This is a genomic window from Agromyces sp. S2-1-8 (genome assembly GCF_021129215.1).
Lineage (GTDB): Bacteria > Actinomycetota > Actinomycetes > Actinomycetales > Microbacteriaceae > Agromyces > Agromyces chromiiresistens.
This window is the reverse complement of sequence record NZ_JAJOLP010000001.1, coordinates 1,430,133-1,455,237: the sequence shown is the minus strand read 5'-3', so window position 1 is coordinate 1,455,237 and position 25,105 is coordinate 1,430,133. Positions and strand designations below refer to the sequence as shown.

The 25,105-nt window shown below is 71.5% G+C and carries 24 protein-coding genes; 11 read left to right on the top strand and 13 right to left on the bottom strand.

Annotated features, from left to right (window positions below; genetic code table 11):
* Positions 1-26 precede the first annotated feature (26 nt).
* Complete coding sequence (locus tag LR269_RS06560) at positions 27-2,645, bottom strand: RNA helicase (RefSeq protein WP_231429960.1); 2,619 nt, start codon at positions 2,643-2,645, stop codon at positions 27-29.
* A 196-nt stretch (positions 2,646-2,841) separates the two neighbouring features.
* Between LR269_RS06560 and LR269_RS06555 the strand changes: the two genes are divergently transcribed.
* Positions 2,842-6,360 (top strand): OmpL47-type beta-barrel domain-containing protein, encoded by a 3,519-nt coding sequence (locus LR269_RS06555; RefSeq protein WP_231429959.1) that lies wholly within the window; start codon positions 2,842-2,844, stop codon positions 6,358-6,360.
* A 196-nt stretch (positions 6,361-6,556) separates the two neighbouring features.
* Here LR269_RS06555 and LR269_RS06550 read toward each other — a convergent pair whose 3' ends face one another.
* Positions 6,557-7,165 carry a TetR/AcrR family transcriptional regulator gene (locus tag LR269_RS06550; RefSeq protein ID WP_231429958.1) on the bottom strand — a complete coding sequence of 203 codons (609 nt, stop codon included), beginning with the start codon at positions 7,163-7,165 and terminating at the stop codon, positions 6,557-6,559.
* A gap of 96 nt (positions 7,166-7,261) precedes the next feature.
* On the opposite strand from LR269_RS06550, the gene LR269_RS06545 reads away from it, so the two are divergent.
* Complete coding sequence (locus tag LR269_RS06545; protein ID WP_231429957.1) at positions 7,262-7,567, top strand: hypothetical protein; 306 nt, start codon at positions 7,262-7,264, stop codon at positions 7,565-7,567.
* Position 7,568: 1 nt separating this feature from the next.
* Here the strand turns inward: LR269_RS06545 and LR269_RS06540 are convergent, their stop codons facing one another.
* Positions 7,569-8,303, bottom strand: a complete 735-nt coding sequence (locus LR269_RS06540) for a DUF1353 domain-containing protein (protein WP_231429956.1) — start codon at positions 8,301-8,303, stop codon at positions 7,569-7,571.
* A gap of 43 nt (positions 8,304-8,346) precedes the next feature.
* Positions 8,347-9,273 (bottom strand): AEC family transporter, encoded by a 927-nt coding sequence (locus tag LR269_RS06535; protein ID WP_231429955.1) that lies wholly within the window; start codon positions 9,271-9,273, stop codon positions 8,347-8,349.
* 141 nt (positions 9,274-9,414) lie between these two features.
* On the opposite strand from LR269_RS06535, the gene LR269_RS06530 reads away from it, so the two are divergent.
* From LR269_RS06530 to LR269_RS06520, 3 genes are all read left to right on the top strand, one after another.
* A complete protein-coding gene (locus LR269_RS06530) occupies positions 9,415-11,823 on the top strand; it encodes a phosphoketolase (RefSeq protein WP_231429954.1) in 2,409 nt (802 codons plus the stop codon).
* A 68-nt stretch (positions 11,824-11,891) separates the two neighbouring features.
* On the top strand, positions 11,892-13,151 hold the full coding sequence (locus tag LR269_RS06525; protein ID WP_231429953.1) for a sugar MFS transporter: 1,260 nt from the start codon (positions 11,892-11,894) through the stop codon (positions 13,149-13,151).
* 97 nt (positions 13,152-13,248) lie between these two features.
* Positions 13,249-13,866, top strand: coding sequence for a GyrI-like domain-containing protein (locus LR269_RS06520; RefSeq protein WP_231429952.1), 618 nt, complete (start codon positions 13,249-13,251; stop codon positions 13,864-13,866).
* Positions 13,867-13,988: 122 nt separating this feature from the next.
* Here the strand turns inward: LR269_RS06520 and LR269_RS06515 are convergent, their stop codons facing one another.
* From LR269_RS06515 to LR269_RS06505, 3 genes are read right to left on the bottom strand one after another with little or no spacing between them, the layout of a single operon-like run.
* Positions 13,989-14,429: a VOC family protein gene (locus LR269_RS06515; RefSeq protein WP_231429951.1), complete on the bottom strand. Its 441-nt coding sequence runs from the start codon at positions 14,427-14,429 to the stop codon at positions 13,989-13,991.
* Between the two features lie 43 nt (positions 14,430-14,472).
* Entirely contained in the window at positions 14,473-14,943 is a 471-nt protein-coding gene (locus LR269_RS06510; protein WP_231429950.1) for an SRPBCC family protein, read from the bottom strand.
* Positions 14,940-15,368, bottom strand: coding sequence for a helix-turn-helix transcriptional regulator (locus LR269_RS06505; protein ID WP_231429949.1), 429 nt, complete (start codon positions 15,366-15,368; stop codon positions 14,940-14,942). Before LR269_RS06505 ends, LR269_RS06510 begins: the two co-directional genes overlap by 4 nt.
* Before the next feature lie 213 nt (positions 15,369-15,581).
* On the opposite strand from LR269_RS06505, the gene LR269_RS06500 reads away from it, so the two are divergent.
* Positions 15,582-16,007: a VOC family protein gene (locus tag LR269_RS06500; RefSeq protein ID WP_231429948.1), complete on the top strand. Its 426-nt coding sequence runs from the start codon at positions 15,582-15,584 to the stop codon at positions 16,005-16,007.
* Between the two features lie 88 nt (positions 16,008-16,095).
* On the opposite strand, the gene LR269_RS06495 is transcribed toward LR269_RS06500, so the two are convergent.
* The gene (locus tag LR269_RS06495) at positions 16,096-16,548 is read right to left on the bottom strand and encodes a MarR family winged helix-turn-helix transcriptional regulator (protein WP_231429947.1); all 453 of its coding nucleotides are present in this window, start codon (positions 16,546-16,548) and stop codon (positions 16,096-16,098) included.
* A gap of 120 nt (positions 16,549-16,668) precedes the next feature.
* On the opposite strand from LR269_RS06495, the gene LR269_RS06490 reads away from it, so the two are divergent.
* A complete protein-coding gene (locus tag LR269_RS06490; protein ID WP_231429946.1) occupies positions 16,669-17,904 on the top strand; it encodes an MFS transporter in 1,236 nt (411 codons plus the stop codon).
* Positions 17,905-17,939: 35 nt separating this feature from the next.
* Positions 17,940-18,773, top strand: a complete 834-nt coding sequence (locus LR269_RS06485; RefSeq protein WP_231429945.1) for an aldo/keto reductase — start codon at positions 17,940-17,942, stop codon at positions 18,771-18,773.
* 75 nt (positions 18,774-18,848) lie between these two features.
* Here the strand turns inward: LR269_RS06485 and LR269_RS06480 are convergent, their stop codons facing one another.
* The 4 genes from LR269_RS06480 to LR269_RS06465 all read right to left on the bottom strand — a co-directional run bounded on the left by LR269_RS06480 (position 18,849) and on the right by LR269_RS06465 (position 21,209).
* Complete coding sequence (locus LR269_RS06480) at positions 18,849-19,175, bottom strand: zf-TFIIB domain-containing protein (protein WP_231429944.1); 327 nt, start codon at positions 19,173-19,175, stop codon at positions 18,849-18,851.
* Positions 19,176-19,384: 209 nt separating this feature from the next.
* The gene (locus LR269_RS06475; RefSeq protein ID WP_159602901.1) at positions 19,385-19,591 is read right to left on the bottom strand and encodes a cold-shock protein; all 207 of its coding nucleotides are present in this window, start codon (positions 19,589-19,591) and stop codon (positions 19,385-19,387) included.
* A 107-nt stretch (positions 19,592-19,698) separates the two neighbouring features.
* Positions 19,699-20,793 (bottom strand): fatty acid desaturase, encoded by a 1,095-nt coding sequence (locus LR269_RS06470; protein WP_374201160.1) that lies wholly within the window; start codon positions 20,791-20,793, stop codon positions 19,699-19,701.
* Positions 20,794-21,005: 212 nt separating this feature from the next.
* The gene (locus tag LR269_RS06465; RefSeq protein ID WP_231429943.1) at positions 21,006-21,209 is read right to left on the bottom strand and encodes a cold-shock protein; all 204 of its coding nucleotides are present in this window, start codon (positions 21,207-21,209) and stop codon (positions 21,006-21,008) included.
* 373 nt (positions 21,210-21,582) lie between these two features.
* Here LR269_RS06465 and LR269_RS06460 point away from each other — a divergent pair, with 373 nt between their 5' ends.
* From LR269_RS06460 to LR269_RS06450, 3 genes are all read left to right on the top strand, one after another.
* On the top strand, positions 21,583-22,155 hold the full coding sequence (locus LR269_RS06460) for a VanZ family protein (RefSeq protein WP_231429942.1): 573 nt from the start codon (positions 21,583-21,585) through the stop codon (positions 22,153-22,155).
* A gap of 107 nt (positions 22,156-22,262) precedes the next feature.
* Positions 22,263-22,814, top strand: coding sequence for a DUF2510 domain-containing protein (locus LR269_RS06455; protein WP_231429941.1), 552 nt, complete (start codon positions 22,263-22,265; stop codon positions 22,812-22,814).
* A 75-nt stretch (positions 22,815-22,889) separates the two neighbouring features.
* Positions 22,890-24,008, top strand: a complete 1,119-nt coding sequence (locus LR269_RS06450; protein WP_231429940.1) for a YbdK family carboxylate-amine ligase — start codon at positions 22,890-22,892, stop codon at positions 24,006-24,008.
* Positions 24,009-24,146: 138 nt separating this feature from the next.
* On the opposite strand, the gene LR269_RS06445 is transcribed toward LR269_RS06450, so the two are convergent.
* Positions 24,147-25,031 (bottom strand): MurR/RpiR family transcriptional regulator, encoded by an 885-nt coding sequence (locus LR269_RS06445; protein WP_231429939.1) that lies wholly within the window; start codon positions 25,029-25,031, stop codon positions 24,147-24,149.
* Positions 25,032-25,105: the final 74 nt, after the last annotated feature.

The window sequence follows — 25,105 nt, the reverse complement described above, 5'->3', positions numbered from 1 at the left end:
GGAGCTCCTCAACCAGCCGCCGAACGTCAGAGCCTGACGACCTCGGTGACCCGCACGACGGCGACGCCCTCCTCGGCCGACGCGTCGAGGTCGACGTCGGCTCGGATGCGCCAGTCGTGGTCGCCGGCCGGGTCGTCGATGGTCTGCTCGACCCGCCACATGCCGCTCGAGGCATCCGTCTCGTCGATGGCGACCATGCGCGGCGACCTGGCCGCCGGCCCCGTGCCGATCTCGTCGTGCTCGGCGTAGTACCGGTCGAGCGCGCCGGGCCAGTCCGCCTCGGGGTCGAGCTCGGCGAGCTCGTCGTCGCGCTCGAGGGCCGCGAGCTGCACCCGGCGGAACAGCTCGTTGCGCACGAGGACCGTGAACGCGCGCCGGTTCGTGACGACCGACGGGGGCGCCGGCGGGACGACGGCCCGCTCGTCCTCGGGCAGGTGGGCGGCCGGATCGATGAGCTCGGCCCACTCGTCGACGAGGCTCGAGTCGACCTGGCGCACGAGTTCGCCGAGCCATTCGATGAGGTCGTAGAGCTCCTCGTCCTTCGCGTCGTCGGGCACCGTCTGGCGCACGGCGCGGAACGCGTCGGAGAGGTAGCGCAGCACCAGGCCCTCGCTGCGGGCGAGCTGGTAGTACGAGACGTATTCTCCGAACGACATGCTGCGCTCGAACATGTCGCGCACGACCGACTTCGGCGAGAGCTCGAAGTCGCGCACCCACGGCTGGCTCGACGCGAAGGTCTCGAACGCCTGGTGCAGCAGTTCGTCGAGCGGCTTCGGCCAGGTCACCTCCTCGAGCGCCTCCATGCGCTGCTCGTACTCGATGCCGTCCTGCTTCATGGCGGCGACCGCCTCGCCACGCGCCTTGAACTGCTGCTGCGAGAGGATCGGCCGCGGGTCGTCGAGCGTCGACTCGATGATCGAGACGACGTCGAGGGCGTAGTGCCCGGTTCCGACGCCGTCGTTCGCCGTGCCGGTCGACGCGGGGTCGAGCAGCTCGATCGCCGCGAGCGCGAACGGCGACAGCGGCTGGTTGAGTGCGAAGTTCGGCTGCAGCTCGACGGTGAGGTGCAGCTCGACGCCGAGCCCGCCGCCCGCCGAGTGATTCCGTTCCGACCGGGTGTGGCCGTCGGCACGGGCACCGTCGGCGGAAACGGACACGCTCGACGAAGCGACCGGCGCGATCACCACGACGCCCGCGTCGCGCAGCGTGCGCAGGATCTCGAGCGCACGGCGCGCGAGCTCGAAGCGGCGGGCGCGCGTCTCGTGGTTGTCGAACACGAGGGCGCGGATGTCGCCGACGACGTCGCCGCCGCGCGCGATCACGTTGATGAGCATGGCCGCCGTGAGCTGCAGGTGCGGCGTGAGCGCCTCGGGCACGGCGGTGATGAGCCGGTCGAACGAGACCTCGCTCCAGGTCACGAAGCCCGCCGGGGCCTTCTTGCGCACGACCTTCTTGAGCTTCTTCGGGTCGTCGCCGGCCTTGCGCAGTGCGACCTCGTTCTCGATCTCGTGGTCGGGCGCGAGCACGACGACGGTGCCCGCGGTGTCGTACCCGGCGCGGCCGGCCCGCCCCGCGATCTGGTGGAACTCGCGCGCGCTGAGCTGGCGCATCCGCTGGCCGTCGAACTTCGAGAGCGCGGTGATGAGCACCGAGCGGATGGGCACGTTGATGCCGACGCCGAGCGTGTCGGTGCCGCAGATGACCCGCAGCAGGCCGCGCTGGGCGAGGGTCTCGACGAGCCGGCGGTAGCGAGGGAGCATCCCCGCGTGGTGCACGCCGATTCCCGCCCGGACGAGCCTCGAGAGCGTCTTGCCGAAGGCCGTCGTGAAGCGGAACCCGCCGATCGCCTCGGCGATCTCGTCGCGCTGCTCGCGCGTGACGACGCGGATCGACGACAGCGCCTGCGCCCGCTCCATCGCGGCCGCCTGCGAGAAGTGCACGATGTAGACGGGAGCCTGTCGGGTCGCGAGCAGGTCTTCGACGGTCTCCTGCACCGGCGTCTTCGCGTACGAGAAGTGGAGCGGGACGGGGCGTTCGACACCCGTGACCTGCGCGGTGGGCCGGCCGGTGCGCCGCGAGAGGTCGTCGGCGATCGCCTCGACGTCGCCGAGGGTCGCCGACATGAGCACGAACTGCGCCCGCGGCAGCGTGATCAGCGGCACCTGCCATGCCCAGCCGCGGTCGGGGTCGCCGTAGAAGTGGAACTCGTCCATGACCACCTGGTCGACGTCGGCGTCGGCGCCGTGGCGCAGCGCGAGGTTCGCGAGGATCTCGGCGGTGCAGCAGATGATCGGGGCGTCGGCGTTCACCGAGCTGTCGCCCGTGACCATGCCGACGTTCGCCGCCCCGAAGACCTCGACGAGCTGGAAGAACTTCTCGCTCACGAGCGCCTTGATCGGCGCCGTGTAGTACGAGCGGCCACCGCGGGCGACGCACGTCGCGTGGGCGGCGACGGCGACGAGCGACTTGCCGGTGCCGGTGGGCGTCGAGAGGATGACGTTCGCGCCCGACACGATCTCGATGGCCGCCTCGTCCTGCGCCGGGTACAGGGCGAAGCCGCGGTCGTCGGCCCACTCGACGAAGGCGTCGTACATCGCGTCGGCATCGTACGGGCGCGGCACGCGGTCGAGCAGGGGCTGGGTCATCCGTCGAGTCTGTCACGGCACGCCGCCTCGCCCGCTCGCTGGACTCCCCGACCGGCCCTGACATCGGAGGTATCGCCACTGGCATTCACCGTATTCATTGACGCCTGCGAAGAATGCCCCTAGCGTAAGCCGCGATAGATCCGATGTTTATGCCGGTTCTCGGCTCGCCACGCACGACGGACAAGGGAGTTCCCCAGTGTCAGAACAGATCGCCGCACCATCGCGCCCGCCCCGACGGGCGCGCCGCCTCCTGCAGACGATCGCCGGCGCAGGACTCGCCGCGCTCGCCCTGTCGACCCTCACCGCCATGCCGGCGCACGCCGCCGAGGCCGTCACGGTCTACGTCGCCCCGGACGGAGACGACGCCGCGACCGGCGACTCGGCCGAGGCATCCGTGAAGTCGCTCGCGCGGGCGCAGGAGCTCGTGCGCGACGCTCTCCCCGGCGGTGCGCCGGTCACGGTGCAGCTCGCCGAGGGCGAGTACTACCTCGACGAGACGCTCGCGCTCACGAACGCCGACTCGGGCAGCGAGGCGGCTCCCGTCCGCTGGGTCGGCGCAGGCGACGGCGCGACGCTGAACGGCGGGCGCAAGCTCACCGGCACGTGGACGCCGACCGCATCCGACCCGGGCATCATGGTCACCGACGTGCCGGCCGGCATCGACTTCGACGAGCTCTTCGTCGACGACGCCCGCCAGGTCATGGCGCGCTACCCCAACTGGGACGCAACGGCCAAGCGCCTCGAGGGCACGACCACGATGGCGACGCTCAACACCCGCTCGGCCGGCTGGGCGGAGCCGACCACCGGCTACGTCAGGGCGATGCACTGCCACGACTGGGGCAGCGTGTCGTTCACGATCGAGGGACGCAGCGCCGATGCCCTGCAGCTCGACTTCGTCGGCGACAACAACCGCCCGCAGGACTGCGGCTCGGGCCTGCCGATGAACAGCGGCGCCGTGATGGTCGAGAACATCCGCGAGGAGCTCGACGCCGCGAACGAGTGGTATCTCGACCGCGAGGCGAACAAGCTCTACCTGAAGCCCGCCGCGGGCGTCGACCTCGGCGCCGCGACCGTCGAGGTCGGCGAGCTCCACGAGCTCGTGACGCTCACGGGCGACTCGCCCGCCGACCCGATCCACGACATCGCCTTCGAGAACCTCGCGTTCGAACGCACCCACCGCACGCTCTTCGACAGCACCTTCGAGAGCCTCGCGCGGGGCGACTGGTCGGTCGTCCGCAAGGGCGCGGCCACCGTGAAGAACAGCCGGGACGTCACGTTCGCCGACTCGTCCTTCACCGACCTCGGCGGCAACGGCGTCTTCCTCGACGGGTACAACAGCGGTACGAAGATCACCGCGAGCCGGTTCGAGGACAACGGCGCCACCGACGTGCACGTCGTCGGATCCCCCGCCGCCGTGCGCGACTACGCGGGCAACTACTTCACGACCCCGCGCATCACCGATCTCGAAGCCGGACCGAAGACCGAGGACTACCCGCGCGACGTGCTCATCGAGGGCAACATCATGCGCAACAACGGGCGGTACGAGAAGCAGACGTCCTCCGTCAACATCTCGATGGCCCTCGGCGTCACGGTGCGCGGCAACTCGCTGTCCGACAGCCCGCGCGCCTGCCTGAACTTCTCCGACACCACGTGGGGCGGGCACCTCGTGCAGGACAACGACATCTTCGACTGCGTGCGCGAGACGGGCGACAACGGCTCGATCAACGCGTGGGGCCGCACCCGGTTCTGGAAGACGGGCGCCGCGAACAACGCGTTCGCGAGCCTCGCCGACGGCGTCGAGTTCATGGGCAACACGGGCGGCGCCCTCACCGCCGAGCAGGCGCGGGAGATGATGAAGCTCGACACGATCGAGCCGATCACGATCGACCACAACCGCTTCTGGCACGACGGCGACTGGGCGATCGACCTCGACGACGGCTCCTCGAACTTCGTCATGACGAACAACGTGCTGCTGAAGGGCGGCGTGAAGCTGCGCGACGGCTTCGACCGCACGCTCCGCAACAACCTCATCCTCGACGGATCGACCTACGAGCAGGTGAGCTACATGCCCGGCGGCGACGAGATCGACCACAACATCACGCTCGGACGCATCCCCTACGACAACGTGCTCAACGACCCGGCCCGCGCCCAGTACGCCATCGGCAAGAACCTGTTCTGGAACGCGGGGGCGGCGATCGACATCCGGCCTCGCGGCGGCGTCACCGAGAAGCTCTCGGTCGACGGCAGCTCGCTCAACACTGCGACGAGCTGGTACGCGGCGGGCCTCGACCGCGATTCCAAGGTCGGCGACCCCGCATTCACGAGCACCGACCCCACGGGCGACTACGACTTCACCGTCGGGGATGCCTCGCCCGCGGTCGCCCTCGGCTACGAGAACATCCCGATGACGGGCTTCGGCGCACCGGGAGGCGCGCTGCCGCCCGAGGCGGTGCTCCCGACCGGCACCACGGCGCCCGACCCGATCGAGCTCGCGAGGCGCAAGTACGTCGAGCGGCTCTGGGGCGGCAGCATCGCGAACATCACCACGACCGCCGAGCAGTCGTCGTACGCGATCAGCGACTTCAAGGGCGTGAAGTTCGTCGCCGTTCCCGGCGGCAGCGTCGCGGAGGCCGCGGGCCTCAAGGCCGACGACCTCGTGCGCACGATCAACGGCACCGCCGTCACCGAGCAGCGGAACTCCTTCTGGCAGGCGTACAACGCCCTGCCCGCCGGCGAGCCGATCACGCTCGGCGTGCGACGCGCCTCGACCGACGTCACGATCACGCTCACCAAGCCGACCGAGCCCGAGCTGCTCAACAACACCTCGGGCGTCGTCTACCGCACGGCCGCATCGCCGACACGCGAGACCTGGCTCTGGCGCGACGCCGCGCGCGGCGGCGGCGGGGCCTGGCTCGACGACATCGACGCGACGCAGAACCTCGGCGACTCGTGGGAGTTGACGTTCCACGGCACCGGCATCGACGTGGTGTCGCAGATCAACAGCGACCTCGGCAACGTCGACATCAGCATCGACGGCGAGTTCCTGAAGACGCAGTCGTTCGCGAACCCGACCCGACTGCACCAGCAGACGGTGCTCTCGATCGACGACCTCGAGCCGGGCGTGCACACGATCACCGGCACGATGAAGTCGGGCAGCTACATGATCGTCGACGCCTTCCGCACGCACCCCGTCGTGCCCGACGGTGCTGCGCCGACGGTCGCGCTCGCCACCTCGCCCGACGTGCCCGAGAGCGGCTGGTTCACGGGCGGGGTCACCGTCACCGCGACCGCGACCGACGAGGTCGACGCGGCGCCCTCGATCGAGATCTCGACCGGGTCCGGCTGGCAGCCCTACACGGGGGCGATCGCGATCACCGCCGAGGGTGCGACCACCGTCACGGCCCGCGCGACCGATGCATCGGGCAACGTCTCCGACGAGGCCACGCTCACCGTCCGGCGCGACACGGTCGACCCCGTCACGACGGCGAAGGTCGACACGAAGAAGCGCATCGTGACGTTGGCCGCCACGGACGCGACGTCGGGCGTCGACCGCATCGAGTACCGCACCGGCGACGGCGGGTTCCAGCCGTACTCGGGCCCGATCCAGGTCGGCAAGTCGGTGACGACGATCGAGTACCGCGCGGTCGACGCGGCGGGCAATGCCGAGACGTCGCGCACGCTCGAACTCGAGCGCAAGGCGGGGCCGAAGGGCTGATCGCGGGAGAACGGGGAAGCCGGCCCGCACCTCGTTTCGGGTCCGAGGTGCCGGCCGGCCGCGATCGCCGTCGTCCGCGGTGACAGTTCCCCCTGCAATGCCGCGGCGACGATCTGAGGTCAACGCTACGCAGCGGCCGCCCGTCGAGGATCAGGGTTGTCCCTGAACCTCGGCGGGCGGCTCGCGTGCGGCCGGGTCACGCTCCCGCGAGCGCCGACCTGGCTGCCGCCGTCGCCATGTCGACGATCGCGGCGCGCCGCCGCCCGACCCGCGCGGCGCGACCGGCGGCGCGTCCGCCGGCACCCGGCACGAGCAGCTCGTCGAGCTGCGCGAGCACCGGCCAGCCGTTGACGAGCGTGACGATCGTGAGCAGCAGCTCGCCGGCGGTGTCGCGGTCGACCCCGGGCAGCATGCCGGCGAAGCGCTCGGCCTTCTCCTCGTGGTAGCGGCGGCGCTCCGCACCCGCTGCGGGCGCGGTGCCGAGTTCGAGCCCCTCCCAGGCGACGAGCCTCGGGATGACTCCGTCGGCGATGTGGTGGTCGAAGAGCCTGCCGGCGTAGTCGCCGACGGCCTCGGGGCCCTCGCCCGTCATCGGCACGTCGTCCATCGTGGCCCGGAGCCTCGTCGCGAGGACCGTCTCGAACAGTTCGTCCTTCTTGCCGAAGTACTGGTAGATGCGCTCCTTGTTGACCCCGGCCGAAGCCGCGATGCGATCGATGCGCGCCCCAGCGAGGCCGTGCGCGCTGAACTCCTCGGTCGCCGCGTCGAGCAGGAGGCGTTTCGTGCGCTCGGTGTCCCAGGCCATGCGGCCATCCTAGCAATTTCCAACTGAACAGTTGCGATTCAATGCTCGTCGTGCTTCAATTACAACCATTCAGTTGGAAATTGAGGAGCAGCACCCATGGACACCACCGTCCCGACGCATCCCGTCGCCGCCCAGGCCCCCGCACCCACAGGCGCACCCACAGTCGCACCCGCACCCGCCGCGCCGCCCTCCGTCCATGTCCGGGCGATCATCACGTGGCTGGCGATCTTCCCCCTCGTCGCCGTCGGCATGCTCGCGCTCGCACCGGTCGCCGAGTCGTGGCACCCCGTGCTGCGCGCGCTCGTGCTCACGCTCGTCGTGGTGCCGACGGCGGTCTACGTCGTCGTCCCGCAGCTCATGCGCGGCTACGGCTCGCTCCGCCGCCGCGCCGCCCGACGCTGACTCAGGGCCGGAGCGTCGGCCGCCAGACCCCGCGCGGGTCGCCGCCCGTCACCAGCTCGACGAGCGCCTCGAGCAGCCGGAAGGGCAGCAGCGCCGCGAGCTGCACGAGCACGAGCGGCCCCAGCAGGGCGATCGAGAAGGTCAGCGTCGCGACGAGTCCCGCCAGCCGGCCGTGCACGAGCACGGCGAGCGCGACCACCGGCCAGGCGAGCAGCCAGGCCGGGTACCAGAACGCGGCGACCGAGGCCGCGACGAGCACGAGCGCACCGACGACGGCCTGCACCACGAGGGCCCACCCCCGGGCTCCGCCGAACCAGCGCTCGCGATCGGCCGAGACCCACGCCCACATGAGCCGGGCCCGCAGGCGCGGCACGCCCTGCTCGCGCAGCGCCGTGCGGAACACCCGGTCGTCCTCCCGCCGCTGCTCGAGCGCCGCCCGTCGGTCGCCGAGCGCGTCGGCCTCGCGCGAGCGCGCGTCGTGCAGCACGGCCGGCGCCGACTGGCGCCCGTAGCTCGCGATCATGCCCCAGAGCGGCGTCGGCACCGAGGCGAGGTCGGTCGAGAAGCCGGCGAGCGGCGGGGATGCCTCGCCGCGGGCGGGCACCCGATACCGGCGACCCGTCTCGGGGTCGAGGTAGGCGAACGCCTCGGTCAGCTCGAACCGCGAGGCATCCGCCGGTCGTTGCGCGAGCCCCAGCTCGGCGAGCGGTGCACCGTCGTCGGCGAGGAACGGCATGGGCGACCTCCTTGGCTCTCCCCCATCATCGCGCCCGGCGCCGTCATCCCAGGGAGTGCGCGAGCGCGAGCCCGAGCAGCACGGGCAGGCAGCCGAGCGTCGTGATGAAGACCGTGTCGCGCGCGACGATCTCGGCGGTGTCGTAGCGCTGCGCGTAGTTGAACACGTTCTGCGCCGTCGGCAGCGCCGCGAGCACGGTGACCGCGTACAGGGCGGTGGCATCCAGGCCGAAGACGAATCGGCCGAGCAGCCACGCGACGACCGGCATCGCCACGAGCTTCAGCGTCGTCGCGAGCAGCACGTCGCGCCGGCCGGTGCCGGCCGCGAGCAGGCGCTGGCCGTTGAGCGACATGCCGAACGAGATGAGCATGAGCGGCACGGCCGCGTGCCCGATGAGTTCGACCGGCTCGAGCACGATCGGCGGCAGTTCGATGCCGGCCACGGCGACCGCGACGCCGAGCAGCGAGCCGACGATGATCGGGTTGGTGAACGTCGACCGCACGATCTGCCACGCCGAGGTCCTGCCCTGCACGCGGGCGCCGAGGATGGCGAGCGCGACCGGGGCGAAGAGCAGCAGCTGCAGCAGCACGATGGGCGCCGAGTACGCGGCGTCGCCGAGCATGTACACCGCGATCGGGATGCCGAAGTTGTTGCCGTTGACGTAACCGGAGGCGAGCGAGCCGATCACCGTGCGCTCGAGGCTGCGTCGCCAGGCGAGCATCGACACGAGGCCGAAGACGACCATCATCGTCACCGCGGCGAGCGCGGAGACCGGCAGCAGGGCCGAGAACAGGGCCCCGACGTCGGCCGTCGCGAGCACCGAGAACAAGAGGAACGGCGCGAGCACGCTGAAGTTCAATCGGGCGAGGATCGGCCGGGCCTCGGGGCCGACGACGCCCGTGCGGGCCGCGAGCCAGCCGACGAACACGGCGAGCGCGATCACCGCGAAGCCCGTGAACACCGATCCCATCGGTTCGAGCCTATCCGGGAGGCCTCCGGCGCGCGTCGGGACGGTCGCCGCGCCCGCCTCGACCCGCCGGGGCACTGGCCCCGGGCCCACGGTGCGACCTAGGCTCGGTAGCGGCAGGCGGAGTCGAACGGGGTGGAGACGATGGCCGGAGCTCACGGGGCGGTTCCCCTCGAACTCGTCGACCGGTGGTGGCGCGCCGCCAACTACCTGAGCGTCGGGCAGATCTACCTGATGCGGAACCCCCTGCTCGACGAGCCGCTCGTGCCGGCTGACATCAAGCCGCGCCTGCTCGGCCACTGGGGCACCTCCCCCGGGCTCAACCTCGTCTACGCCCACCTCAATCGCGCCGTCGTCGAGCGGGGCACCCCGACCCTCTACGTCTGCGGGCCGGGTCACGGCGGCCCGGCGATGGTCGCGAACGCGTGGCTCGACGGCACCTACTCCGAGCTGTTCCCGGACGTGACGGGCGACCGGGCGGGCATGGCGAGGCTGTTCCGGCAGTTCTCGTTCCCCGGCGGCATCCCCTCGCATGCGGCGCCCGAGACGCCCGGCTCGATCAACGAGGGGGGCGAGCTCGGCTACGCCCTCATGCACGCCTACGGGGCGGCGCTCGACAACCCCGGGCTCGTCGTCGCGTGCGTGATCGGCGACGGCGAGGCCGAGACCGGGCCGCTCGCCGCGAGCTGGCGCGGCCACGCCTTCCTCGACCCGACGACCGACGGCGCGGTGCTGCCGATCCTGCACCTCAACGGCTACAAGATCGCGAACCCGACGCTGCTCGCACGCATCCCCGAGGCCGAGCTCGTCGACTTCTTCCGCGGCAACGGCTACGAGCCGCTGCTCGTCACGGGCGGCTTCGACGGCGAGGACCCGATGTCGGTGCACGCGCGCCTGGCCGACGCGATCGACGTCGCGTACGACCGCATCGCCTCGATCCGGGCGGATGCCTCGGCCGGGGCCTTCGCGTCGGCGGCGGCGCGGTGGCCGGCGATCGTGCTGCGCACGCCGAAGGGCTGGACCGGTCCCGGCGTGGTCGACGGCGTGCAGGTCGAGGGCACGTTCCACGCGCACCAGGTGCCGCTCGCGGAGGTGCGCGAGAACGCCGAGCACCTCGCGATGCTCGAGGGCTGGCTGCGTTCGTACCGCCCCGAGGAGCTGTTCGACGAGGCGGGCCGGCCCGTCGCCGAGCTCGACGCGATGCGGCCGCGCGGCGAGCTTCGCATGAGCGCGAGCCCGCACGCGAACGGCGGCATCGTGCGCCCGATCGACCTGCCGCCGACCCGGCCGCGGGCCGTCGAGGTGGCGCCGGGCGAGCGCGGCGTCACGGGCGAGGCGACCCGGGTCTTCGGCACCTGGCTCGCCGATGTGCTGCGCGAGAACCCCGGCACGTTCCGGCTGTTCGGCCCCGACGAGGTGCTGTCGAATCGGCTCGGTGCGGTCTTCGAAGTCACCGACCGCGTGTGGGCCGAGGCGCTGCTCCCGCTCGACGAGCACCTCGCCCGGCGCGGCCGGGTCATCGAGGCGCTCAGCGAGCACCTCATGCAGGGCATGCTCGAGGGCTACCTGCTCACCGGCCGGCACGGGCTCATCACGAGCTACGAGGCGTTCATCCACATCGTCGACTCGATGTTCAACCAGCACGCGAAGTGGCTCGAGTCGGCACGCGAGGTGCCGTGGCGGGCCGACGTCGCAAGCCTCACCTACCTGCTCTCGTCGCACGTCTGGCGCCAGGACCACAACGGCTTCTCGCACCAGGACCCCGGGTTCCTGAACGTCGTCGTCAACAAGCAGGCCGAGATCGTGCGGGTCTCGCTGCCGCCCGACGCGAACACGCTGCTCGCGACCATGCGCCATGCGTTCGGCACCCGCAACCGGGTGAACGTCGTGGTCGCCGGCAAGCAGCCGCAGCAGCAGTGGCTCTCGCCCGACGAGGCCGACGCGCACGTGGCGGCCGGGCTCGGGGTGTGGTCGTGGGCGGGCAACGAGCCCGGGTTCGATCCGGCCGACCCCGAGGCGTCCGAACCCGACGTGGTGCTCGCGTGCGCGGGCGACGTGCCGACCGTGGAGGCGATCGCCGCGGCGCAGCTGCTGCGCGAGCGCCTGCCCGAGCTGCGGGTGCGGCTCGTCAACGTGGTCGACCTGATGCGGCTGCAGGACCTGTCGCGGCATCCGCACGGCCTGACCGACGACGAGTTCGACGCGATCTTCACGCGGTCGGCGCCGGTGGTCTTCGCGTTCCACGGCTACCCGTCGCTCATCCACCAGCTCGCGTATCGCCGCACGAACCACGCGAACCTGCACGTGCGCGGCTTCGCCGAGCGCGGCACCACGACGACGCCGTTCGACATGCTGCACCTCAACGACCTCGACCGCTACCGGCTCGCCCTCGACGTCGTGCGCCGAGTGCCCGGGCTCGCGTCCCGGCCCGGCGTCGCGGAGGTCGCCGAGGAGTGGCATGCCGCCCGCGTCGCCGCGCGCGAGTACGCGTACGAGCACGGCGAAGACCCGGGCTGGATCACGGAGTGGCGCTTCGAAGCACGGCCCGACTGACCGGAATGCGCGGCTCGATGTCTGGAACCCGCGGTCGAGTAAGGGATCCTGACTGATAGCCTCGGCGCGTGCCCACCGTCTCCCGCGCCCGCTGGTCGCTCATGGCCCAGTTCGCCCTGTTCGGCTTCATCCAGGTCTCGTGGATGAGCCGCATGCCGTCGATCCGCACGGCGCTCGACATCAGCGCACTGCAGCTCGGCTCGCTGCTCATCATCGGCGGCATCGGCTCGCTCATCGGCGCGCTCACGATCGGGGCGATCGTCGCCCGCTTCGGCAGCCGCAACGTGCTCGTCGCGGGCACCGTCGGCAACGTGGTCGGGTTCGGGCTGGATGCCGCGGGCCTGACCGGCTGGGGGCTCGGATTCTTCGTCGCCGGCATGTTCGTGAACGGGCTCTGCGGCGCCTTCGTCAACGTGCCGATCAACATCAACGCGGCCGCGGTCGAGCAGCGGCTCGGCCGGGCGGTACTGCCCCAGTTCCACGCCGCCTTCTCGATCGGGGCGGCCGGCGGGGCGCTCATCGCCGGGGCCTTCGCGTTCGCCGAGGTGCACGTCGCGACGCAGGTCGTCGTCGTGACGGCGGCGGTGACCGTGCTTCGGGCGCTGCTCATCACGCCGTCGACGGCGTACACCGCTCGCCAGCCCGTCTCGACCGCGACCGGTTCGGTCGACGCCGCGGCCACGGGCGCGCGCAACCGGCAGGCGGTGCGCTCGGCGCTCGGCGCCTGGCTCGAGCCGCGCACGCTGCTGCTCGGCGTCGTGCTGCTCGCCGCGTCGCTCGCGGAGGGCGCCGCGACGACGTGGCTCACGCTCGCGGTCGTCGACGGGTTCGCGTCGACCGAGGCGATCGGCGCCGTCGCGTACGGCACGTTCGTCGGGGCGATGACGGTGTTCCGCTTCGTCGGTACCGGGCTCATCGACCGGTTCGGCCGGGTCGCCGTGCTGCGCGCGTCGGGCGTCTCGTCGCTCGTCGGTCTCGCCCTCTTCGTCTTCGGGCCGAACCTCGCGATCGCATGGGTCGGCATCGTGCTGTGGGGCTGCGGCACCGCGCTCGGCAACCCGATCGCGATCTCGGCGGCGTCCGACGACCCGTCGAGGGCGGGGCAACGGGTCTCGGTCGTGACGTCGTTCTCGACGATCTCGTCGCTCGCCGCGCCGCCGCTGCTCGGGCTCCTCGCCGACGAGGTCGGCGCCCGCTACGCGCTGCTCGCCGTCGGTGCGGTGATGATCCTGAGCCTCTCGGTCGCGGGGCAGGTGCGGCGCCGGCCGGCCGAGGTCACGACTGCCGCGACCACGAGCACCGGCTCGACCGCCGCGGTCGACGCCTGAGCCGCGGCTCGCGCACCGGCCCGTCGCGCCCGCACCGGGCGCACTCGGTGCCCGCTCGATCAGGGCGGTGTCGGCCGGCCGCGGCATGATGGGCGGCATGGCGACGACGAAGTTCGACCCCAAGCGCGAGATCGCGAGCTACACCGCGCGGCGCGGCCGATTCGACCTCGTCGAGGTGCCGCCGCTCCGGTACGCGATGGTCGACGGCCGCGGCGACCCGAATACCGCACCCGAGTACGCCGCGGCGGTCGAGGCGCTCTACGCCGTCTCGTACGCGGCGAAGTTCGCCCTGAAGCGCGAACTCGATCGAGACCACGTCGTGGGTCCGCTCGAGGGCCTGTGGGGCGCCGACGACCCGGCGACGTTCGTCAGCCGCGAGAAGTCCGCCTGGTCGTGGACGATGATGATCTGGCAGCCCGACTGGCTCGAGCTCGAGCGGTTCGAGGCCGCGGTCGCCGAGGCCGCCGCGAAGGCGCCCGCCGCCTCGCGGGTGCGGCTCGAGACCCTCGACGAGGGCCTCAGCGTGCAGACCCTGCACATCGGCTCCTACGACGACGAGGGGCCGACGCTCGCGCGACTGCACGACGAGTTCATGCCGGGGCACGGCCTGCGCTTCAACGGGCTGCACCACGAGGTCTACCTCGGAGACCCGCGCCGCACGGCCCCCGAGAAGCTGCGCACGATCCTGCGGCAGCCCGTAGCCCGCGCGACCTGACCACCCGCCCGGGTCGCAGCGCGCGCCACGATCTCGGAGATCCGCAGCCCTTCGGATCCATCCGACGGATGCGTCCGAGGCCGTGACGATCTCCGAGATCGTGGCGCCGCATGGCGGCCCGCTCAGCCCTCCTGCTCGGCACCGAAGCGCTGCCGCGCCTCGACGGGGATGAGCGGGCGCTCGGCACGGGCATTGATCTGCTGCACCGCCCACGAGTTGCCGTCGGGGTCGGCGAAGCCGAAGAAGGTGCCGCCGTCGCGCTCGTCGAACACCACGATCTCGCTGCACTCGACGCCGCGCCCGACGAGCTCGGCCCGGGCCGCCTCGGCGTCGGCGACGACGAGCTGCAGGCCCTTGAGCGAACCGGGGGCCATCTCGCGCTGGGTCGGCAGGTCGCCGACGACGATCGAGCATCCGGATCCGCGCGGAGTCAGCTGCGCGACATCCATGTGCTCGTTGACGGTGTGGTGATCGAGCTCGAAGCCGACGCGGTCGCGGTAGAACTCGATCGCGCGATCGATGTCGGCCACCGGAACGATGACCACCTCGAGGGTCCAGTCCATGATGTGCTCCGTTTCGTCGTGTGTCGCCGGTTCGCCGAGCAGGTCAGGCGACGAGCGACTCGAGGCGGGCGTATCCCTCGGTGACGCCGCGCTCCATGCCGCTCGCGACCATGCCGTCGCGGCTCTCGACGGTCGGGTAGACCGAGTGGATGCGGAGCTTCGAGCGCCCGCCGCCGAGGTCCTCGAACGTGAGCGACTCGATCGCGACGACGTCGGGGTACCCCTCGAACTCGAAGGTCTGGATCGCGAGCTCGTTGTCGCGCACCGAGTGGAACGTGCCGTTGAACGCCCAGTCGGCGCCGTCGGTGTCGGTGTGCACGTAGCGGTACCCGCCCTGGGAGACGAAGTCCCAGCGCTCGATGCTCATCTCGTAGCCGTTCGGCCCGAGCCACTGCTTCACGAGCGCCGGGTCGCGGTGCGCTTCGAACACCGCCTCGACGGGGGCGTCGAACTCGCGCTCGATCTCGATGAAGGGCAGCCCCTCGGGGGCGGTGATGGTGACGGGGTTCGTCATTGTCCTGTCTCTTTCGTGTGCGGCGCGGCCGGTCGGCCGCGCTCGGAGATGTCGCCGACCTGGTCGGCTTCGGATGCCGCGACGTCGGTGCCGCGGTCTTCGGCGAGCAGCGCATCCAGTGAACGGAACTGCTGCTCGTGGATCAGCCGGTAGCGGTCGATCCACGCGGTGAGGGCTTCGAGGGCCGCCGGGTCGAGGTGCACGGGGCGACGCTGCGCGTCGCGAGTGCGTGTGACGAGACCCGCGTGCTCGAGCACCTGGATGTGCTTCGAGACGGCCTGCTTGGTGATCTCGAACGGGTCGGCGAGCTCGTTGACGGTCGCCGGCCCGCGGCTCAGCCGGGCGATGATGCGCCGGCGCACCGGGTCGGCGAGAGCCATGAACGCGCGATCGAGCCGGTCGTCCGCGCTCGGGTCCACGATCATCGCTCCTCCTCAACCTGTTCTTTGATCAACTGTTTGGTTGATTAAGAGTACGACGGTCGCACGTCGGCGTCAAGACCTCGTTCGAGATTCGTCCGGTCACGAGGCATCCCGGCCTGCGACGCCCCGGCGGCGCGGTGCGAACCGGGGCTTGCGGCGTGCGCGACGAGCGAGAATCATCGGCCCTGACCGCACACGTCGACGAAGGGACGCACCATGGCTCGGCTCAACCCGTACCTCAACTTCCAGGACGACGCCCGCGCAGCGCTCGAGTTCTACCACTCGGTGTTCGGCGGCGAGCTCACGATGAGCACGTTCGCCGAGTTCGGGCAGGCCGACGATCCGGGCGACGCCGACAAGATCATGCACGGCCAGCTCGAGGGCGACGGGGGTCTCGTGCTCATGGCCGCCGACACGCCGAGTCACATGCCGCCGGCCGCGACCAAGAGCAACATCTCGGTCTCGCTCTCCGGCGGGCCCGAGGACGACGCGACACTGCGCGGCTACTGGGAGAAGCTCTTGGCGTCGGGGTCCGAGATCGTGCCGCTCGAGGTCGCCCCGTGGGGCGACGCCTTCGGCATGTGCGTCGACGGCTACGGCGTCACCTGGCTCGTGAACATCGGGGGCGAAGCCCAGGGCTGAGACGCCGACCCACGACGACGAGGCGTCCGGGCGCTCCGCCCGGGCGCCCTCGTGTTCGGGCGGCCTCGGCGGGCGACGCCGCCCGCGGTCAGCCCGCGACGGGCGCGGCCGTGTGCAGGGCGTCGACGACGGGCGCGAGTTCGGGCTGCGCGGACGCCTCGGCGAGCACTCGCTCGAGCGTCTCGTCGTGGATCGGGCGCGCGCGCTCGTAGAGCGCGCGCCCGGCCGGGGTCAGCTCGGTGTAGATGCCGCGCCGATCGTCGGCGCAGAGGATGCGGGTGAGCAGGGCGCGGTCCTCGAGCCGGTTGACGAGGCGGGTGGTCGCGCTCGGGCTCAGCGCCGTGGCACGGGCGAGCTGCTGCATGCGCATGTGCCAGCCGTCCTGCCGGTTCAGCGCGTCGAGCACCGTGTACTCGACGACCGACAGGTCGACGGCCGAGCCGAGCGCCCGCTCGAGCTCCGATTCGATGAGCCCGTGCAGGGCCGCGAGCGTGCGCCATCCCTGCGCACGCACCTCGACGGCGTCGTCGGCGATGCCCATGGTGCCTCCTTCGAAAAATAGTTGCTTGCGCTTTCTATTTGCGTGTGCAAGTATTTAGGTCGCTCACGCAATAGAACGCGTCTGCAACTAATTGTCTTCCACTGTATCAGGAGGCGGCGCATGCCACTCGGACTCATCGCACTCGCCATCGGCGGTTTCGGCATCGGGCTCACCGAGTTCGTCATCATGGGCCTGCTGCCGGAGGTGGCCGCCGACTTCGGCGTGAGCGAGGCCGCGGCCGGCTGGCTCATCTCCGGGTACGCGCTCGCGGTCGTCGTCGGCGCGCTCGGCCTCACCGCGGCCACCGTCCGCCTCCCGAGGAAACCCGTGCTCATGGGCCTGCTCGTGCTCTTCATCGCAGGCAACGCGATCTCGGCGATGGCCCCGAGCTACGAGCTCATGATGACCGGCCGCATCGTCGCCGCCCTCTGCCACGGCGCGTTCTTCGGCATCGGCTCGGTCGTCGCCGCGAGCCTCGTCGCCCCAGAGAGGGCGGCCGGCGCGATCGCCGTCATGTTCACCGGCCTCACCGCCGCCAACGTGCTCGGCGTGCCGTTCGGCACCTTCATCGGCCAGCAGTTCGGCTGGCGCGCGACCTTCTGGGCCATCTCGGCCATCGGGGTCATCGCCCTCGTCGGCGTCGCGGCCCTCGTACCCGTCGCGCGGGCCACCGGCACGACGACCTCGGCCCCGAGCCTGCGTCGCGAACTCGGCGCCTTCCGATCCGGCCAGGTCTGGCTCTCGCTCACCGTCACCGTGCTCGGCTTCGGCGGCATGTTCGGCGCCTTCACCTACATCGCCTACACGCTCACCGAGGTCAGCGGCTTCGCCGCGGGCACCGTGCCCTGGCTGCTCGTGCTCTTCGGCGCCGGCCTCGTCGTCGGCAACTGGGCCGGCGGCCGGCTCGCCGATCGCTCGATCGACGGCACCCTGCTCGCCTTCATCGCCGCCCTCGTCGTCGTGCTCGCCCTGTTCGCCTGGCTCGCGTTCAGCCCTGCCGCGACGATCGTGCTGCTGGTGCTCATGGGCGCGTTCGGCTTCGGCACCGTGCCCGGGCTGCAGAGCCGCATCATGCGATACGCCGCCGGGGCGCCGACGCTGGCCTCGGGCGCGAACATCGCGGCCTTCAACCTCGGCAACGCGCTCGGCGCATGGGCGGGCGGCGCCACGATCGCGGCCGGCCTCGGCTACACGTCGCCGATCGCGACGGGCGCCGTGATCACCCTCGCGGCGCTCGCCGTGATGACCGTCGCGGCGGTGACCGCGCGACGCGCCGGCGCCGCGTCGGCCTCGAGGCGGGATGCCTCGGCGCCGGCCGGCCCCGCGACCTCTCCGACCCCCGCTGCGGCTCACTGAGCCCCGCCCGACCACCCACCACGGAAAGCGAAACCATGAACCCCACCGTGCCCACGGCCACCCTCAACAACGGCGTGCAGATGCCGCAGCTCGGATTCGGCGTCTACCAGGTGCCCGACGCCGACACGACCGCCGCGGTCGCCGCCGCACTCGAGGCGGGCTACCGCAGCATCGACACCGCGGCGATCTACGGCAACGAGACCGGCGTCGGCCGAGCCCTCGCCGAGTCGGGCCTCGCCCGCGACGAGCTGTTCGTGACGACCAAGGTCTGGAACTCCGACCAGGGCTTCGACCAGACCCTGCGCGCCTTCGACGAGAGCCTCCGCAAGCTCGGGCTCGACCGACTCGACCTCTACCTCGTGCACTGGCCGACGCCCGAACGCGACCGCTACGTCGACACCTGGCGGGCGCTCGAGCGGCTCTACGCCGAGGGTCGCGTGCGTGCGATCGGCGTCTCGAACTTCGAGCCCGCGCATCTCGAGCGACTGATCGCCGAGACTGATGTCGTGCCCGCCGTCAACCAGGTCGAGCTGCACCCCGCCATGCAGAACCGCGCCACCGTCGCGGCGAACACGCGCCACGGCGTCCTCACCGAGGCGTGGAGCCCGCTCGCGCAGGGCGCCGTGCTCGGTGAGGACGCGGTCACCGGCATCGCCGCCCGCCACGACGTCACCCCGGCGCAGGTCGTGCTGCGCTGGCACCTGCAGCAGGGGCGCATCGTGATCCCGAAGTCGGTCACGCCGTCGCGCATCGCGGCGAACCTCGACGTGTTCGGGTTCGACCTCACCGCCGCCGAGCTCGACGCGCTCGACGCGCTCGAGCGCGACGGTCGCACCGGCCCTCACCCGGCGGAGTTCCACGCGGCCTGACCGCCTCCAGAACGACGGATGCCGCGGCGCCGCCCCGCGAGAGGGTCGACGCCGCGGCATCCGAGCGCGGAAGACTCAGTCGAAGAGCTCGGAGAGCCAGCTCTCCTTCTTCTTCTTGCGGTAGTAGCCCTGGTCGCCGTACCCGCGGTCGTCGTAGCCGCGGTTGTCGTAGCCGCGGTTGTCGTAGGGCTGCTGGCCGTAGGCCGGCTGCTGGGGCGGCCGCGGAGCGGCAGGCGCCTGCGGAGCGGCCTGGCCGCCGCCGAACTCGCGGCTAGCGCGCTCGACGATCTTGTCGAGCTCGCCACGGTCGAGCCAGACGCCTCGACACGTCGGGCAGTAGTCGATCTCGATGCCGCTGCGCTCGCTCATCACGAGCACGGTTCCGTCACTGGGGCACTGCATCGGGGCTCCTCCTCGGGGTCGTGCTCCCGAGCGTAGGGATCGAAGCTGGGCATCCGCTCACCGGGCCGTCGGCGGACCGTGGGGCACCCGGAACGCACACGAGCGGATGCCCGGCGCCAGCCTCGCGAGGAGGCGGCTGCCGAGTCATCCGCTCGGTGTCGCGGGCCCGGTTGTCGATGCGACCGGCCGGGCCCGCTGGGAGGCGAGAATCAGCCGATGACGGTGATGTTCTCAGCCTGCAGACCCTTGGGGCCGCGGGCGGTCTCGAACTCGACCTTCTGGTTCTCCTCGAGCGAGCGGTAGCCGCCCGACGCGATCGCGCTGAAGTGCGCGAAGACGTCGGCGCTGCCGTCGTCGGGAGCGATGAAGCCGAAGCCCTTGTCGGCGTTGAACCACTTGACGGTTCCGGTAGCCATATTCTTTTCCTTCTGTAAAGCCGAGCCGCCGGGGCGGCTGCGACGTGCACGACGCGAGGTCGTGCGGGGTTCCGACGGCGACGTCCGCCGCCGGAAGCGTGTGGAGTTCAGACCCGACGGAACTGGTTCACCATCGGGCAGTCGAACGGGTCGCGTGCGGAGAGTCCGACGCGATTGAGGTAGCGGATGACGATGCCGTACGAACGCAGCAGCGTCGTCTCCGTGTAGGGCACGCCGAGCGTGCGGCAGTGCTCGCGGACGATCTCGCGCGCCTTGGCGAGATGCGGTCGGGGCATGTTCGGGAACAGGTGGTGCTCCACCTGGTAGTTGAGTCCTCCGAGCAGGGCGCTGGCCCACAGGCCGCCCGACACGTTGCGCGAGGTGAGCACCTGCTTCGAGAGGAAATCGAGCTTCGCGTCGGCGGGGATGATCGGCATGCCCTTGTGGTTCGGCGCGAACGATGCGCCCATGTAGACGCCGAACACGGCGAGCTGCACGCCGATGAAGGCGAACGCCATGCCGAGCGGCAGCACCCAGAAGATCGCACCGAGGTACACGGCGAAGCGCGCCGCGATGAGGCTGAGCTCGATCCAGCGGCCCTTGACGGGGCCGCGGTCGAAGAGCGTGCGGATCGAGCGGAAGTGGAGGTTGAGCCCCTCGAGGGTGAGCAGCGGGAAGAACAGGTAGCCCTGCTTGCGCGTGATGAGCGCCATGAGCCCGCGCTGCTTCTCGGCATCGGCTTCGACGAACGAGATCGTGTCGAAGTCGATGTCGGGGTCCTTGCCGAGCTTGTTCGGGTTCGCGTGGTGACGGGTGTGCTTCGTCATCCACCACGTGTAGCTGATGCCGACGACCCCGGCCGCGAGGATGCGGCCGACGCGGTCGTTGGCCGGGCCGGACTCGAGCACCTGACGGTGCGACGCCTCGTGCGCGAGGAAGGCGAACTGCGTGAAGATCAGGCCGAGCGCGCCGGCCATGAGCAGCTGGAACCAGGAGTCGCCGAGCAGGATGAAACCGGTGATCGCCCCGCCGAGGGCGAGGGTCAGGGTGATGACGAGAGCGAGGTAGAACCACCGCGTGCGGTTCAGGAGGCCGGACTCGCGAACGACCCGGGAGAGGGCGGTGTAACTGCGTGTGATGTCGGCAGTACCGGTGCGGGGCTTCGTCGCCCGGATCGCACCGAGGGATTCGGTGTGAGAGATGGTGTTCCCAGCTTTTCGTCGACTTCCCAGCCGGGGTTCGCGAGTGACTACTCGCTGCAGATGCTTCGACTCTACGGGAAACGCATGGGAACGTGCTGGGAGATTTCCGCGGTGCGGGCCGGGACTGCACCCGGCCGGTGAGTCGGGTCCTGCGGCGGAGACAGCGAACGCCGCCGCAGCCCGAGGCTGCGACGGCGTTCTGGAGCCGGCGCCTAGACGGCGCGGATGTTCTCCGCCTGCAGGCCCTTGGGGCCCTGTGCGACCTCGAACTCGACCCGCTGGCCGTCTTCGAGCGAGCGGTAGCCCGAGCCCGTGATCGCGCTGAAGTGCGCGAAGACGTCGGCCGAGCCGTCGTCGGGGGCGATGAAGCCGAAGCCCTTTTCGGCGTTGAACCACTTGACGGTTCCGGTTGCCATACTGCTGTCCTTCTGTCGTGCGGGCCGCACCTGCGACCCGATGCGATCGACTCTCGATCGCTGCTCGGGCGACGGGTGCCGCCCGGGCGAGGGGCGAGTGGCGGGGTTGCACTCGGGCATCCGCCGGCTCGTATCGGGTCATGCCACGCGGATCGATCCGCCTCCGGGCAATCAGATGGAGGCGCGGGCGTGTGCCCGCATGATGGAGGAATCAGTGATCGCCACCCTATATGCTCGCGCGCGCCCGCACACCCGGTCGCGACCGGATCGTGACATTCGGCGTGATGTCGCGCATCGCCGGCCGATTCGCGTTCTCAGGACACTCTGTGCGGATTCCAGCCCGCTCGCAGGCGATCCGGGGCAGAATCGAGGAATGGATCGCCGCCCCCTCGGTCTCGTCGCCGCCGCGTACGCGGCCGTGGTGCTGTGGGTGACGATCGGTCCGGCGCCGTGGCGCACCGCGAGCCACCAGGTCGACGGCGGCATCCTGAACCCCGACGCGTGGACGGCCTCCGTCACGTGGACGACCGGCTATCTCGCCGAGATCGCCTTCAACGTCGCCCTGTTCATCCCCGTCGGCGCCCTCGCCGCGCTGCTCATCGCGCGACGGCTCTGGCCGCTCGCGATGCTCGCGGGGCTCGGCTTCGCCACGGTCATCGAGCTCATCCAGCTGCCCGAGCCCGACCGCATCTCCGATCCGCGCGACCTCGTGATGAACACCGCCGGCACCGTCGTGGGCGTCGTGCTCGTGCAGACGGCCCGCATGGTGCGTCGCGCGGGTGCCGTCGCGGCGACCGAGGTGCGCTCCCCCGTCGAGGCGATCGACGCCGCGACCGCCGACCTGCCGGCGTTCGCGTACCCGTCGGCGACCGCCCCCGATCCGGCCCGGGCGAACCACGAACCGGCACTCGCCGCCATGGGGAGTTCTGCCGATCGCGCGGCCTAGCGCGCCCACGTACACTCGGCTGGTGACTTCCTCCGCCGTACCCGCGATCGTCGCGATCCGGCGCTCGCTGCGCACCGTGCGGGCGCCTCGCGTGCGGGCGGTCGCGCATGGCTGAGCGGCGCGCGCCGGGCTGGTACGACGACGAGGCGGATGCCTCGGCGCTGCGCTACTGGGACGGGCGGGGCTGGACTCCGCACACCGTGCCGAAGCCGATCGAGTCGGCGCCAGTCGAGTCGGCGCCAGTCGAGTCGGCGCCAGTCGAGTCGGCGCCAGTCGAGGAGCCCGCCGCGCCGCCCGCGCCGCCCCCGCCGCCCGCGGCCATCGCACCGGATACGGCCGGCGCACCGGGCGCGGCCACCGCCCCGGAGCACGAGCACGGCGCCGGAGGCGCAGACCCCGTGCTCGCCGCGCTCGTCGCCGCCTCGGAGGACGACGACGCCCACGTCACGCGCACGATCCGGTTCGTCCCCGAGCACACGACCGTGCCGACGCCGACCGATCGGCCCGCGGCATCCGTGTCGGTCTACGGGCTCGCGCCGGCGCACCCGCGCGACGATCTCTCGGTCGGCCAGGTGGCCCTGCTCGTGCTCGCCTCCCTCGCCGCGGGAACCCTCACCATCGCGATCGCCTCGGCGATCGCGATGATGCTGCTCGGCTGACCGCCGCGGCGCGCGTCGACCCCTTGACAACGGGGCACGCGCTCGCGAGAGTTCGAGCATCGAAGAGGAGGGTCGATGGCCACCTTCGGCATCGAGGAGGAGTTCGTCTTCCTCGACCCGCGCACGCTCCGTCCGGTCGACGTTGCCGACGAGGCCTTCGCGCACCTCGCCGCCGAGCCGGCATGGCGCGCCGTCGCGAAGCGCGAGTTCCTCGCCGCGCAGGTGGAGCACGCCTCGGCGGTGTTCGACACGACCGGGCAGGCGACCGCCGCACTCATGGGGTTCCGGCGCGAGCTCGAGGCGGAGGCCCGGCGGTTCGGGGTCGTCGTCGCGAGCGTCGGCACCCCGCCCGACGCGCTGCCGTTCCCGACGATCACCGACACCCCGCGGTACCGGCGGATCGTCGACGACATGCAGGGCGTCATCGCCGACCACCAGATCCAGGGCCTGCACGTGCACGTCGGCGTCACCGACCGCGACCTCGCGGTGCGCGCGCTCAACGCGACGCGTCACTGGCTGCCACTCCTCGCTTCGCTCACCGGGAACTCGCCGATCTGGCGCGGCCACGACACCGGGTACGAGAGCTGGCGCAACGTCGGGATCCGGCGTTGGACGACGACGGGCACCCCGCCCGAGTTCATCGACGCGGTCGACTACGACCGCCGGCTCGAGCGGCTGATCGGCGTCGGCGGCACCGAGGACCGCGCGGTCGTCATGTGGACCGCCCGGCTGTCGTCGCACGTGCCGACCGTCGAGGTGCGGGTCGCCGACGCCCAGCTCGAGGTCGGCGAGTCGGTGCTCGTCGCCGCGCTCTGCCGCGCCCTCGTCGAGAGCATCACCGACCCGGTCGGCGGGCCCGGCGCGGCGAGCGCCGTGCTGCCCGATGAGTCCGCAGCGGCCGGGCCCGAGCTCCTGAGCGCGGCGCTCCTGCACGCGGCGCACCGCGGCCTGTCGAGCACCGTGTTCGACCCCGTGCTCGCCGAGCTGCGGCCGGCCACCGAGGTCGTCGGGCACGCGCTCGAACTGCTGGCGCCCGCGCTCGAGCGGAGCGGCGACGCGGAGTTCGTCCGACTCGGGCTCGGTCGGCTGCTCGACCACGGGACGGGGGCCGCCCGGCAGCGGGCTGCGTTCGCCGCGTCGGGGATGGCCGGACTGCGCGAGCTCTACCAGGCGACGTTCACCGCAGAGGGTTGACGGGCCGCGCTCCGGCACGAGGCATCCGCGGGTTCGACAAGGCCGGCCGACCGACGGTGGCGTGCGGGCCTGTCTGCCCGCTCGTCCTGTCGGAGGGTGCGCAAGGGCCGGCGATCGCGAACCGGCCGCAGCCGCCGGTCAGGCCGGCCGACGCCGCGGCGGCACCCGGTGCCGGGCGGTGACCTCGAAGGTGCGCTGGAGGGGCTCGGCGACCGCGTCGCCCCGACGCTGGGCGACCCGCACGAACAGGAAGTCGACGACCGCGAGCTGCGCGATCCGGCTCGACATCGCGCCCATGCGGTAGCTCGACTCGCGCGCGTGCGTCGTGAGCACGAAGTCGGCCGCCTCGGCGACGGGCGACTCGGGCGAGTTCGTGATGGCGACCGTCGTGGCGCCGGCCTCGCGGGCGACCTCGAGCGCGTGGTTCGTCTCGGCCGTGAGGCCCGAGTGCGAGATGCCGATCGCGACGTCACCGGGGCGGCGCAGCGCCGCCGAGACGAGTGCGAGGTGCACGTCGACCGAGCAGAACGCCGACATGCCGATGCGGGCGAGCTTCTGCTGCAGGTCCTGCGCGGTGAGGCCGCTCGAGCCGAAGCCGTAGAGGTCGACGTGCGCGCCTGCGACGATCGCGTCGACGACCGCGTCGAGCACGGTCGTGTCGAGCCCCTCGACGGTCTGCTCGATCGCGAGCACCTCGTGGAACGCGATCTTCGCGACGACGTCGGCGGCCGAGTCATCGGGGTCGATGTCGACGTTCGCGAGGCCGAAGCGGTCGCGCTCGGCCGCCTCGCGGCTGACCGCGCTGGCGACCTCCATGCGGAACTCGCGGTACCCCGAGTATCCGAGCGTCTGGCAGAACCTCGCGACGGTCGACAGCGACGTGCCGCACACGCCCGCGAGCTCGGTGATCGTGAGGTCGACGACGAGGGTCGGGTCGGCGATGATCGCCTCGGCGACGCGCGCCTCGGAGGAGCTCAGGCGCGGCAGCGCCTCGCGTACGGAGGAGAGCACGTTCGCCGACATCGCCGTTCCGGTTCCTTACGTTCTGCGGTGCACCGCTGTGCACCGTCGTGACCACTCTGCCCTGCTGCCGCGCG